The organism is Streptomyces sp. NPDC051214, from assembly GCF_040682375.1.
Lineage (GTDB): Bacteria > Actinomycetota > Actinomycetes > Streptomycetales > Streptomycetaceae > Streptomyces.
Genome location: NZ_JBFBAT010000027.1, coordinates 1 through 12,359 on the forward strand (window position 1 = coordinate 1; position 12,359 = coordinate 12,359).

General features: G+C 69.0%; 13 protein-coding genes and 1 rRNA gene. 11 read left to right on the top strand and 3 right to left on the bottom strand.

Annotated features, from left to right (window positions below; all coding sequences use genetic code 11):
• The 10 genes from rrf to AB0M70_RS41205 form a co-directional block, all read left to right on the top strand.
• A 5S ribosomal RNA gene (gene rrf, locus AB0M70_RS41160) occupies positions 1-92 on the top strand; the annotation flags it as partial.
• A 64-nt stretch (positions 93-156) separates the two neighbouring features.
• Entirely contained in the window at positions 157-801 is a 645-nt protein-coding gene (locus AB0M70_RS41165; protein WP_365828822.1) for an HAD family hydrolase, read from the top strand.
• 146 nt (positions 802-947) lie between these two features.
• Complete coding sequence (locus AB0M70_RS41170) at positions 948-1,637, top strand: VC0807 family protein (RefSeq protein WP_365828824.1); 690 nt, start codon at positions 948-950, stop codon at positions 1,635-1,637.
• Between the two features lie 85 nt (positions 1,638-1,722).
• On the top strand, positions 1,723-2,949 hold the full coding sequence (locus AB0M70_RS41175; RefSeq protein WP_365828826.1) for an MFS transporter: 1,227 nt from the start codon (positions 1,723-1,725) through the stop codon (positions 2,947-2,949).
• Complete coding sequence (locus AB0M70_RS41180; RefSeq protein ID WP_365828828.1) at positions 2,900-4,075, top strand: acetoin utilization protein AcuC; 1,176 nt, start codon at positions 2,900-2,902, stop codon at positions 4,073-4,075. The genes AB0M70_RS41175 and AB0M70_RS41180 overlap by 50 nt, the downstream gene beginning before the upstream one ends.
• Positions 4,076-4,288: 213 nt before the next feature.
• Positions 4,289-5,104, top strand: coding sequence for a phosphatase (locus AB0M70_RS41185; RefSeq protein WP_365828830.1), 816 nt, complete (start codon positions 4,289-4,291; stop codon positions 5,102-5,104).
• A 132-nt stretch (positions 5,105-5,236) separates the two neighbouring features.
• On the top strand, positions 5,237-5,446 hold the full coding sequence (locus AB0M70_RS41190) for a helix-turn-helix domain-containing protein (protein WP_157996488.1): 210 nt from the start codon (positions 5,237-5,239) through the stop codon (positions 5,444-5,446).
• Positions 5,447-5,572: 126 nt separating this feature from the next.
• On the top strand, positions 5,573-5,671 hold the full coding sequence (locus AB0M70_RS41195; protein WP_003948845.1) for an AURKAIP1/COX24 domain-containing protein: 99 nt from the start codon (positions 5,573-5,575) through the stop codon (positions 5,669-5,671).
• 351 nt (positions 5,672-6,022) lie between these two features.
• Positions 6,023-7,069 carry an NAD-dependent epimerase/dehydratase family protein gene (locus tag AB0M70_RS41200; RefSeq protein WP_365828833.1) on the top strand — a complete coding sequence of 349 codons (1,047 nt, stop codon included), beginning with the start codon at positions 6,023-6,025 and terminating at the stop codon, positions 7,067-7,069.
• Positions 7,070-7,083: 14 nt separating this feature from the next.
• On the top strand, positions 7,084-8,181 hold the full coding sequence (locus AB0M70_RS41205; protein WP_365828835.1) for a lysophospholipid acyltransferase family protein: 1,098 nt from the start codon (positions 7,084-7,086) through the stop codon (positions 8,179-8,181).
• Positions 8,182-8,260: 79 nt separating this feature from the next.
• On the opposite strand, the gene AB0M70_RS41210 is transcribed toward AB0M70_RS41205, so the two are convergent.
• The 3 genes from AB0M70_RS41210 to AB0M70_RS41220 form a co-directional block, all read right to left on the bottom strand.
• Positions 8,261-9,499: a DUF5667 domain-containing protein gene (locus tag AB0M70_RS41210; RefSeq protein ID WP_365828837.1), complete on the bottom strand. Its 1,239-nt coding sequence runs from the start codon at positions 9,497-9,499 to the stop codon at positions 8,261-8,263.
• Positions 9,500-9,765: 266 nt separating this feature from the next.
• Complete coding sequence (locus tag AB0M70_RS41215; protein WP_365828839.1) at positions 9,766-10,557, bottom strand: ECF subfamily RNA polymerase sigma factor, BldN family; 792 nt, start codon at positions 10,555-10,557, stop codon at positions 9,766-9,768.
• A 301-nt stretch (positions 10,558-10,858) separates the two neighbouring features.
• The gene (locus AB0M70_RS41220; RefSeq protein ID WP_365828841.1) at positions 10,859-11,809 is read right to left on the bottom strand and encodes an HAD-IB family hydrolase; all 951 of its coding nucleotides are present in this window, start codon (positions 11,807-11,809) and stop codon (positions 10,859-10,861) included.
• 125 nt (positions 11,810-11,934) lie between these two features.
• On the opposite strand from AB0M70_RS41220, the gene AB0M70_RS41225 reads away from it, so the two are divergent.
• Positions 11,935-12,213 (top strand): glutaredoxin family protein, encoded by a 279-nt coding sequence (locus AB0M70_RS41225; RefSeq protein WP_365828843.1) that lies wholly within the window; start codon positions 11,935-11,937, stop codon positions 12,211-12,213.
• The last annotated feature ends 146 nt before the right edge of the window (positions 12,214-12,359 follow it).

The window sequence follows — 12,359 nt, forward strand, 5'->3', positions numbered from 1 at the left end:
CGCCCGGTTACATTCCGAACCCGGAAGCTAAGCCTCACAGCGCCGATGGTACTGCAGGGGGGACCCTGTGGGAGAGTAGGACGCCGCCGAACTATCATTAACGGGAAACCCCCGCACCCTCTGGGTGCGGGGGTTTTCTGCGTTTAGGGTCCAGTTATGCGCTACGACCTGGTCATCTTCGACAATGACGGTGTTCTCGTGGACAGCGAACCGCTTTCCAACACCATCCTGGCCGCCTATCTGACAGAGCTCGGCCACCCCACCACGTATGAGGATTCCCTGCGTGACTACATGGGCGCCGCCGTCCATCGCGTACACGACCTTGTTCTTGAGCGCAGTGGAGAGCGGCTGCCCGAGGATTTCGACGTTGCCTTCCACGCTCGGGTATTCGCCGCCTTCGAGCGGGAGCTGGAGCCTGTGGCGGGGGCCGTCGACGTACTGGAGAAGCTGGCGGCCGGGGGAGTGCCGTACTGCCTTGCCTCGTCCGGGAGTCATGAGCGGATTCGGGTCGGCCATCGGCGGACCGGACTCGACCGGTGGTTCGACGACGAGCGGATCTTCAGCTCCGAGGATGTGGGGCGGGGGAAGCCGGCGCCGGATCTCTTTCTGTACGCCGCCGAGCGGATGGGTGTGGCGCCCGCGAGGTGTGTGGTGGTGGAGGACAGCCCGTTGGGGGTGAGGGCCGCTGTGGCGGCCGGCATGGACGTGTTCGGGTTCACCGCCATGACGCCGGCCGAGCGGCTTGCGGGGGCCACTGAACTCTTCGGGGACATGGGGGAGTTGCCTGACCTGCTCGTATGACGCGGGCCGTGGGAGCGGCCTGACATTTGTCATCGCGAGGTCCGGACGATCGTTTCTGTCGGGCGAGGGGTGGTCGCCGCGAAGCTGAGTACGTCGAGAACGAACGGGACGTACCCAGAGTCAGTGACGACGGAGGATGCAACGCCATGAGCGCAACGAGCCAGCTCGCCGCCCCCACGGAGACCCGCGTCCGGCAGCCCCGCTGGGAGTCGCTGAAGCCGCTCGTGCTGGACGCGGTCGTGCCGACGGCCTCGTACTACCTGCTCAGCAAGGGCTTTGGGATGGGCACGATGGCGGCGCTCGCCTGGAGCAGCGTGGTGCCCGCCGGGCGGACGCTGTGGAGCGTGGTGAAGGAGCGGCGGGTCAACGGTCTGGCGGCGCTCATCCTGGCCGCCAACGTCGTCGGGCTGCTGCTCAGCCTGCTGGCCGGGGACCCGCGTCTGATGCTCGCCAAGGACAGCGGGATCACCGCGACGGTCGGGATCGCCGTGCTGGTGTCCGTGGCCGCGGGGCGGCCGTTGATGACCGTGGGGCTCAAGCCCTGGGTGACCAAGGGGAATCCAACGCGGACGGCTGTGTGGGAGCGGTTGATCGCCGAGCGGGGGCGGTTCGCGCGGATGGAACGCACGTTTTCCGTGATGTGGGGTGTCGCGCTGTTCGGTGAGGCCGCGGTGCGGGTCGTGGGGGCGTACACGCTGCCCGTCGACACCATGGTGTGGCTGGGCGGTGTGATCGCGGGCGTCACCATCACGGCGACGGTGGTGGCGAGCGGGCGGCTGGTCGTCGATCCGATGGAGAAGAAGGTGAGCGCGGAGGTCGCCGCGCTCGGGCGGTGACGTAGGGCGGGGAGGACAGGACGTGGGGAATTGGGTGGGTGATCTATCTACCCACCGGTAGTCAGGGGTCCTACGCTCTGCAGCCATGACAGATGAGCTGCGGCGCGGCAGGGCCTCTTTGGCGTTCAGCTTCCTGGTGCAGGGCGTCACCTTCGCGTTGCTGGTGACGCGGATCCCCGCCATCCAGGATCGGTACGGGATATCCGACGGCCTGCTGCCGGTGTTCCTCGCCGCGGTGCCGATCCTCGCGGGTGTGGGGAGCGTCGGCACGGAGTGGCTGGTCAAGAGGGTGGCGCCCAGCCGTGTGCTGCGGTGGGCGCAGCCCGTGGTGCTCCTGGCGCTGCTCGGGGTCGGCGCGGGCGACGCCCTGTGGCAAGTGGCCGTGGCGCTGGGGGCCTTCGGGCTCTCCGTGGGGGCGCTCGACGCGTCCATGAACATGCTCGGGGTGAGTCTTCAGCGGGCGTACGGGCGCAGCATCATGCTGGGGTTTCACGCGGCGTACAGCCTGGGCGGGATCGCGGGGGCGTCGCTCGCGTGGGCGGGGGCGCACTGGGATCTGTCGCTCTTCGTCTCGTATCTGCCGGTGGTCGTGGTGCTGCTGCCGGCGGCGCTCGTGGGGAGCCGGTGGTACGTCGACGCGAAGGCCGCGAAGGCCGCGGGGGCTGTGGACGGCGCCGGGGAGGGGAAGGGCGGCCCGGTCGTCTTCAAGCTGCTCCTGCCGCTGTGCCTGGTGATGACCTTCGCGTACATCGGGGATTCGACCGTCTCCAATTGGAGCGCGAAGTATCTGCAGGACGTGCTGGGGAGTTCGGAGGAGGTCTCGACCGTCCCCTACAACGTCTACATGGTCATGACCCTGCTCGGGCGGGGACTCGGGGACCTGGGCGTGCGGCGGTTCGGGGCCGTGGCGGTGGTGCGGGCCGGGTCGGTGGTGGGCGCGCTCGGGTTCGCGATCGTGGCGGTGGCGCCGGGGGCGTGGGTCGGGATTCTCGGCTTCACGGTGCTGGGGCTCGGGTTGTGCGTGATCGTTCCGCAGACCTTCGCCGCGGCGGGGAGGCTCTTCCCCGGGGCCTCGGACGCCGCCGTCGCGCGGCTCAACATCTTCAACTACGTGGGGTTCCTGATCGGTTCACCGCTGGTGGGCGCGCTGGGGGATGCCTGGAACTACCGCGGGGCGATGCTCGTTCCCATGGTGTTGGTGCTCGTGACCTTGTTGTACGCCCGTTCTTTCGCCCCAGGAGCGGACCGATACGGTGACGGGCATGAGCGGCCACGCACAGCTGATGTGGGACGAGGCAGTAACGGGCTATGACTTCGGTCCTGAGCACCCCATGGACCCGGTCCGGCTCGCGCTGACCAGAAGCCTGGTCGGTGCCTTCGGGCTCGACCGCGAGCTGGAAGTGGTCGCGGCCAAGCGTGCCGGTGACTCGACGTTGCGGCTCGTGCATCGCGAGGACTATGTGGAGGCGGTCAAGGCCGCGTCCGCCGATCCGGCGTCGGCGGACGGCAGCTATGGCCTCGGGACCGCGGACGATCCCGCCTTCGCGGGGATGCACGAGGTGTCGGCGCTGATCGCCGGGCAGTCGGTGGGTGCCGCCGAGGCGGTGTGGCGCGGGGAAGCGCTGCACGCGGTGAACTTCGCGGGTGGGCTGCATCATGCGATGCCGGGGTCCGCCTCGGGGTTCTGTATCTACAACGACGCGTCGTTGGCGATCGCCCGGCTGCTGGAGCTGGGTGCGGAGCGGGTCGCGTACGTGGATGTGGACGTGCATCACGGGGACGGGGTGCAGGCGTCCTTCTGGGACGATCCGCGGGTCCTGACCATCTCGATGCACGAGCATCCGCGGACGTTGTTTCCGCAGACCGGGTGGCCCGAGGAGACGGGTGCGGCCGGGGCGGCGGAGGGCTCGGCGGTCAATGTGGCGTTGCCGGCCGGGACCGGGGACGCGGGGTGGGTGCGGGCGTTCCACGCCGTGGTGCCGGAGCTGTTGGCGGAGTTCAGGCCGCAGGTTCTGGTCACCCAGCATGGAGCTGACACGCATTTCGAGGATCCGCTGGCTCATCTCGCCGTTTCGCTCGACGCACAGCGGGCCGTGCAGGTGGCCTGCCATGAGTTGGCGCACTCGTACGCCGACGGTCGGTGGGTCGCGCTGGGTGGCGGCGGGTATGCCGTGGTGGATGTGGTGCCTCGGTCCTGGACCCATCTGACCGCCATCGCTGCGGGGCGTGAGGTGCTGCCCTCGGCGGAGATTCCTGAGGCATGGCGGCAGGAAGTCTTCGCTCGTACGCGGCAGTTGGCGCCGGGGCGGATGACGGATGGGCGGTGGCCCGTTTCCTGGGCGGAGTGGTCCGAGGGGTATGACCCTGCGGATCGGCTCGACCAGGCCGTGCTGGCTGCTCGCCGCTCGGCGTTTCCGTTGCGGGGGTTGTTGCCGTAGGAGGGCGTGGTGGTTCGGGTGGGCCCTGCGGGGCTTTCCCCCATCCCGCCCCTTCCCGAAACCATGGGGCTTCGCCCCCTGGACCCCCTTACAAGATGTCCTCAAACGCCGGACGGGCTGAATTGGGTCCGCAGTGTGCCCCCGTTAGCCCAACTGTGGGGGTTTTCCGGGGTTTTGGGGGCGCCAGGGGGTTCTCTGCGGCACGCTCACAGCGTGTTGAGCACCGGAGCGTTGCGCGCGCATCTGTTGGCCGCCCGGTTGGCCGGGCCCGTGGCCACCACGCGGGAGGCGAGCCTGCGGAGCTATCGGCTCTTCGCCGCCCGGGACCCGCGGATACTGCTCGGCCTCGACCCCGAGTGGAATTGGGGGCCCGGCGACCTGCTCGGCCTCATGGCCGACAAGTGCGGGGTGTCCGCCGACCCGCGGCACACCTCGGGGGTCGATGTCATCGACCCGGAGCGGACATTGGCCGCGCTGGACGCCTTCGCCGAGAGGCTCGCCGAAGCGGTGCGAGGGCGGCTTCCCGTGCTCTTCGGGACGGGACATCCGCACCGGCTCCTCGGTTTCTACGCCGCCCTGGCGGACGCTATGTCGGCGGCCGGGTGCACCGTCCTCACCCCCGCGCAGGGCAACAGTGTCGACATAACGACCCGGTTCGGCCTACGCACGTACAACCTTGACTACGTACAAGGAGTCGCGCTGGTGCGGGAACCCGGCGCGCGTCCCACCGGGAGTGAGACCGGCGCACACTCCCACTCCCCGCTCCCGGTTCGAGCCGCTCTCGCGGCCGCGGCGGAGGCCGACGGACCGCTTCCAGAGCTCGTGATCGGCGACCACGGATGGGTCTGCGGGGCAGGTCAGCTGGGGTTTGAGGCGATCGGTCTGGCGGATACGGACGATCCCGCGCTGTTCGTCGGAGAGGCCGAGGGGCAGGTGTCCGTCGTCGTTCCGCTTGATGACGCTGTGCGGTCTGATTACTACCGACCGCTTACTCGCTATGTACTCAATCGAGCGTGTCTGTCACAGTAGGCGGCCGATCGCTACTCCTCTTCCCCACTCGCATCATCCGCCCCTAGTCTGGGGAGTGAGCGCGCAGCGACGAAGAGTCACCGGAAGGGGAAGCCGGTGCCCGTCATGTGCGGAAGGTTCAGGTGGGGTGTCATGGCTGATAACCAGAGGCCGCTGAACGAGGTTCAGTTTCTGACCGTGGCGGAAGTCGCCTCGGTGATGCGAGTGTCCAAGATGACCGTGTACCGCTTGGTGCACAGCGGTCATCTGCCCGCCATCCGGGTCGGAAGGTCCTTCCGGGTCCCGGAGCAGGCGGTTCACGAGTACCTCCGCGAGTCCTATGTAGGAGTCGAGGCGGGCTGACCGGAGCCGGTCGATCCCCCTCGATTACGCCCCTCACCCGGGGACGGGTAGGCTAGGGCCGACGTAGGTCGTGTGGGCCCAGTCAGCTGCCCCGCACCGAGTGAAGAGAAGTGAGCGAGGGTAGTCGTGGGCTCTGTTATCAAGAAGCGGCGTAAGCGGATGGCCAAGAAGAAGCACCGCAAGCTGCTGAAGCGCACTCGCGTTCAGCGTCGCAACAAGAAGTAAGCGACAGCTGCACAGCGTGTACCGAAGCCCTCCCGTCATCCGGCGGGAGGGCTTCGGCGTTTCCCGGTGTCCCGCGGGGGCACCCGGCGGGCGTCTTCCGGCCGGTTTTCCGGGCTCGGCGGGCCATCCGGGGGCTTGTTTCGAACGTACGGCCTGGGCAGGATGTGCGTCCCGACCCTGCGTACGTCCTGGTCTGGGCATAGGACCAGGTCCATGCGCTGGTGTCGAAGCTGTCGTCACTTCCTGCATCGGGCGGTCATCACAGCGCAACATCGACCCGCTAGCGTGTGCCAGGAGAGAAATGATGGGGCGCGGCAGGACTTCGAGGGCTGGGGAAGGCAGGCGCTGATCTTGGGCAAGGTCGTGCTCGTGACCGGGGTGGCCCGTCAACTGGGCGGGCGGTTCGTCCGACGCGTGCTCCGGGACCCTGAGGTCGACCGGGTGGTCGCCGTGGACGCGGTTCCTCCCGAGCATCATCTGGGCGGCGCCGACTTCGTCCAGGCCGACATCCGGCAGCCCGCGATCGCCAAGGTGCTCGCCGAGTTCTCCGTCGACACCGTCGTGCACATGGACGTCACGGGTGCCGCGCTGGCCGGCGGCAACCGCGGCTCGCTCAAGGAAACGAACGTCATCGGCACCATGCAGCTGCTGGGCGCCCTGCAGAAGTCGCCGACGGTCAAGCGGCTCGTGGTGAAGTCGAGCACCAACGTGTACGGTTCCGCGCCGCGCGACCCCGCGGTGTTCACCGAGACGACCCCGCCGAAGTCGCTGCCGAGCGGCGGCTTCGCCAAGGACACCGTCGAGGTCGAGGGGTACGTACGCGGATTCGCGCGCCGGCGGCCGGACGTCGCGGTCTGCGTGCTGCGGTTCGCGAACATCCTGGGCCCCACCGCGGAGTTCCCGCTCGCCGAGTACTTCTCGCTGCCGGTCCTGCCGACCGTCTTCGGCTACGACCCGCGCCTGCAGTTCGTGCACGAGGACGACGCGATCGAGGTGCTGCGTCTCGGGGCGCACGATCCGGAGCGCGGGACGCTCAACAGCGGCACGTTCAACATCGCGGGCGACGGTGTGCTGCTGCTCTCGCAGTGCGCTCGGCGCCTGGGGCGCCCGACGCTGCCGGTGTTCATGCCGGCGATCACCTGGGTCGGCCAGGCGCTGCGCACCCTGGGCGCCACCGACTTCTCGCCCGAGCAGATCAGGCTGCTCACGCACGGCCGGGTCGTCGCCACCCGGCAGATGCGCGAGACACTGGGCTTCAGCCCCAAGTACACGACCGCGGAGACCTTCGCGGACTTCGTACGCAGTCGGGGTCCGGGTCTGATGCCGCCGCAGGCCGTAGCGGGGGCCATCGACCGGATCGCCACGCTGCCCTTCGCGGGCAACCAGAGCGCCAACTGAGGAGAGCGTCAACGATGGCGGACGCCAAGGTCATTCCGTTCGACGACGACCGGTCGCGCGCGGGTGCGCAGCGCCCGCCCCGGCGCAGGGGCACGGTCCGGCGCAAGAACGATCCGGCAGCCGTGCGTGAGGTCACGGCCATGCCCGGCCAGCAGGACGGAGAGCCGCAGGTGGAGCCGGCCGAGCCGGAGCCCTCGCGCCAGGAGACGCCCGGCCCCGGCCCCGGCACCGGCAGCGCGCCCGGGGCCGGACCGGAGCCGCGGGGCGGTGGCGGTGGCCTCGAGCGGCGTGTCGCGGGTGGCCTCGCGTTCCTGCGCCGACGGCTCACGGGCGAGTACGAGGTCGACGACTTCGGCTACGACGAGGAGCTCACCGACCAGGTCCTGATGTCCCTGGTGCGCCCGCTGTACGAGAAGTACTTCCGCGTCGAGGTGAAGGGCATCGAGAACATCCCGTCGGAGGGCGGGGCGCTGATCGTGTCCAACCACTCGGGGACGCTGCCGCTCGACGGTCTGATGATGCAGGTCGCCGTGCACGACAACCATCCCGAGGGGCGGCATCTGCGGCTGCTCGCGGCGGATCTGGTCTTCATGCTGCCGGTGGTCAACGAGCTGGCGCGCAAGGCGGGCCACACGCTGGCGTGCGCCGAGGACGCCGAGCGGCTGCTCGAGCGGGGCGAGCTGGTCGGGGTGATGCCGGAGGGCTTCAAGGGCATCGGGAAGCCGTTCAGCGAGCGCTACAAGCTGCAGCGGTTCGGGCGGGGCGGGTTCGTGTCCACCGCGCTGCGGGCCGGGACGCCGATCGTGCCCTGCTCGATCGTGGGGGCGGAGGAGATCTACCCGATGATCGGCAACGCGAAGACGCTGGCGCGGGTGCTGGGTTTCCCCTACTTCCCGATCACGCCCACGTTCCCGTGGCTCGGTCCGCTGGGGGCGCTGCCGCTGCCGACGAAGTGGACGATCCAGTTCGGGGAGCCGATCCCGACGGACGGGTATCCGCCGGAGGCGGCCGAGGATCCGATGCTGATGTTCAACCTGACGGATCAGGTCCGGGAGCAGATCCAGCACACGCTCTACAAGCTGCTGGTGCAGCGGCGGTCTGTCTTCTTCTGACCGGGGACCGGGGCCTGTCCTCGAACGCCGAACGGGCCGAACCCCGTGAAGAGGTTCGGCCCGTCCGGTGACCTGAGTGCTACCTCACGTCCTCTTCGTCGATCCCGAGGCCCGGCAGCAGGCCGGGGAGGATGGGCGGCACCGTGACGTCCGGCTTCGGTGTCGGGGTCTCCTTGCCGGAGGAGTCGCCCTTCGACGGGCTGCTCGGGGTGGTGTCGGACTTCGGGGGGTCCAGGAGGCCGCCCGTGTTGCCGCCCAGCAGGCCGTCGTCCTCGCCCTTGTCCGGTGTCGACGGGCGGGGTTCGCGCTTGTCGGCGCTCGATCCGTCCCGCGGGGAGGAGTCCGGGGCCGAGGGGCTGTCCGGGGCCGAGGAGCCGGGGGAGTCGCCCTGGCTCGGCTGTCCGGGGGTGTCGCTCTTGTCCGGGGTGCGGGGGAGGAGGGAGCGGAGGGGGTCCACTTCCTGGTCCATCGCGTCGAACACCGAGCTGACCTGATCGCCGACGTCACCGAGTTGGACGGGCAGTCTGCTCTGCAGGTCGCTCCAACTCCTGCGGTGCGACTCGGTGAAGGCGGACAGGGTCTGGATGTGGCCGAGCGAGCCGTCCCTCTCGTACGCCTGGTGGAGCAGGCGGTGGCCCTCCGTGGCGTCGTGGCGCATGCCCGAGAGGGCGCGCCTGATCTCGCCGAGCGACTCGTGGTCGAGGTCGCCGCTGCGGCCGCGCTCCATCAGCCGGCGGGCTTCGTTCAACCGCGTCGAGGCGTGGTCGAGATAGACCCCGCCCTTGTCGCTGTCGCCGTCGGCCATGCCGAGCTTGAGGTCTTCCATGCCGCGCTTCAAGCCGTACAGCGAATCGCCCGGCAGTGCGTCGGAGCTGGCCGCGGCCACCCCGCTGAACGCGCCGGCGGCCACGCCGACGGTGAGCCCGCCCGCGGCGATGCCTTGCGACAGCCGGGAGCGCGGCTTGAGTTTGCGCAGTCCCGTGGCCCGGTGGGCACCCTTGCGGGACCGCTGTTCGGGCACCGAGGTGCCGATGGTCCCACCGCCCGCGGCCGTGCCCTCAAGGAGCATGGCCTCCATGGCAGCTACGAGCTGGGCCCGCTGGACCACTTTGACCTCGGGATCCAGCTCCGGCTTCGGCAGCTCGCCGAGGCCGGTCGCCAGGGTCAGCATCCTGTCCGGGGCCGTCGCTTCGGACGGCCCGGAATCGGGCGTGACGGAACCTTCGGACTGCTCGGCCGCCGGGCCCTGGTCGGATTGCTCCTCCAGGGCCTGGGCGAAGGCGTTCGCCCGCCGGTGTGCCGATACGTTCGCGATCACTGGCGGCACCTCCTCTCGTCATGACGGTCGACTCCCCAGGGGGTCCTGAGGGTTGCCCGACCTGAGCACTTCCACACGAAAGAGTGAGCGGAGGTAGTCAGGGGGCGACCACAGGGAGCCTGCATCCCGCACAACGAGCGTCGCGGCACTTGGGTTACGGACGGAGGATGATCGGACCGCCCAAATTCCGTGACGGCCATCTGGCCGCCACGGAGCGTGAGTTGGGCGCTCCGCACGGCTACAGAGGGCGAGGGGGACGTGCGGCGCTAGCGCACGTCGTCGGGCAGCAGCCGGGCCAGCGTGCGCACGGCGCGGTACTGGAGGGTCTTGATCGCACCCTCGTTCTTGCCCATCACCCGAGCGGTCTCGGCGACCGAGAGGCCCTGCAGGAAGCGCAGGGTCACGCACTCCTGCTGCTGGGGGTTGAGGCGGCGCACGGCGTCCAGCAGTGCGGCGTTGGAGAGGGACTCCAGGACGGAGTCCTCGGGGCTGCGCTCGACCTCATTGGCGTCGAGCATTTCGCCTGTGGTCACTTCGAGGCGGAAACGGCTCGATTTGAAGTGGTCGGCGACGAGGTTGCGAGCGATCGTGACAAGCCAGGCGCCGAAGTCACGGCCCTGCCAGGTGAACGTGCTGATGCGGCGCAGGGCGCGCAGAAAGGTCTCGCTGGTCAGGTCCTCGGCGGTCGCCTTGCCGCCGACGCGGTAGTAGATGTAGCGGTAGACCGTGTCGCTGTACTGGTCGTAGAGACGGCCGAAGGCGTCGGACTCGCCCGCCTGGGCGCGTTCGACGAGGTCCATCATGCGGGCGCTGTCGCTGTCCGCGGCGGGACGGCGGTGGGTGGGGGTTGAGGTGGCGGCAGAAGCGGAACGAGTCCGTCTGCTGACCGCCGCGCCGCTGTCCGCCAGGGCATAGACGGGCCCGGCGGGTGTGGGGACGGCAAATGCGGGGACGGCGGGGCCGGCGTACGCGGTGGGGACGAAGCCGCGCAAGCGGTCGGCGACCGTTGCGCGCAGCGTAGCCAGGCCCGAGGCGTCAACCCCGACGTGTGGGTACACGGGACTCCCAGAGGCAGAGCTTCCATCACGTGCAGTGCGGAACCGTTCACCCGTCGTAGCGACGTGTGGGGTCCGTAATGCGTCTGAGGAGAATAACGCTTCGTACAGGCGGCACTACACCCAGTTGCTCAAATCACCGATTACGTCGCTTCTGTTATCGGTCTATGCCCGTTCAAGTAGCGCACAGTGACCAGTTGTTGATCGAAATAGGTCACATTCCGTCTCGGCGCGGGGCGTGTTGTGGCCGAGTGCTACCAACGTGACTGGCGGGAGCCCGGGAGGGGTATGACCGAGAGAATGCTCAGTGGCGGCGGCGGTGCAGGGCGATGGCCGCGGCCGTCCCACCTGCGATGGCGCCCACTCCCGCGGCGGCGGGGATGCCGACCTTGGCGGCCTTGCGGCCGGTGCGGTAGTCCCGCAGCCGCCAGTCCCGCTCACGCGCGTGCTTGCGCAGCTTGGCGTCGGGATTGATCGCGTACGGATGCCCGACGAGCGAGAGCATCGGGATGTCGTTGTGCGAATCGCTGTACGCAGCGCAGCGGCCCAGGTCCAGGCCCTCGGCCGACGCGAGCGCGCGTACCGCCTCCGCCTTCGCGGGGCCGTGCAGGGGCTCGCCGACGAGCTTTCCCGTATAGACGCCGTCCACGGACTCGGCGACCGTGCCGAGCGCGCCGGTCAGGCCGAGGCGGCGGGCGATGATCGTGGCCGTCTCCACCGGGGCGGCGGTGACCAGCCAGACCTTCTGGCCCGCGTCCAGGTGGGCCTGGGCCAGGGCGCGGGTGCCGGGCCAGATGCGCTCGGCCATGTACTCGTCGTAGATCTCCTCGCCGATGGACATCAGCTCGGCGACGCGGTGGCCCTTGACGATGGAGAGCGCGCTGTCGCGGGCGTCCTGCATGTGCTCGGGGTCCTCGACGCCCGCGAGCCTGAACCACGCCTGCTGCCAGGCGAATCGGGCCAGCTCCTGGCGCTCGAAGAACTTCCGCTTGTAGAGGCCGCGGCCGAAGTGGAAGATCGCGGCGCCCTGCATGACGGTGTTGTCGAGATCGAAGAAGGCGGCTGCCTTGTCGTCGCCGAAGACCGGGAACTCCGGCTCGTCGGGTTCCTCCGGCGAGGCCGCCGCGACGAGATCGTCGAGGGCCTCCAGCTCCTGGGAGGTCTTGCGCGCTGCCTCAGCCGAGGCCTCGCCTGCCAACACGCTCCGCGCGGTGGCGGAGCGCCTACGGGGGGTGAGCCATCCGAGAGCGGCCATGTCGTGAGCATAGCTAGTTCGTTCGGCCGTTCCGGAGTCGGCAGGATTCGGTGCTGTGAACTCTGCGCGACCGCACCGTTAAAGAGGCGGGCCGCGCGGCGCGTCGGCGGGGCGAGAATGGTGTCATGAGCCCGATTTTTCGCCGTGCGGAGAAGAAGAAGCCCCAGGACCGGACGGTCACCTTGATCGGCAAGCCCGGCTGTCATCTGTGCGATGAAGCACAGCTGGTGATCGAGAAGGTCTGCGGCGATCTTGGAGTCGTATGGGAGAAGAAGGACATCACTCAGGACGAAGAGCTCAACAGGGCCTACTGGGAACAGATCCCGGTGGTTCTGGTCGATGGTGAACAGCACACCTTCTGGCGTGTGAACGAGGACCGGCTGCGGCGCGAGCTCGCCCCGTAGTCCGAATCGTCACTGACCGACGAGTCCAAACGGCCCGAATGGTCCCTTAGGATCGTGGGCGGTTTGGGTCTCGGGGGCGATGATCGTGAGGAGAGTGTGCGGTTTTGCCCCCATCAATTGAGCACCGCAGCCTCATGTGTGCCGGT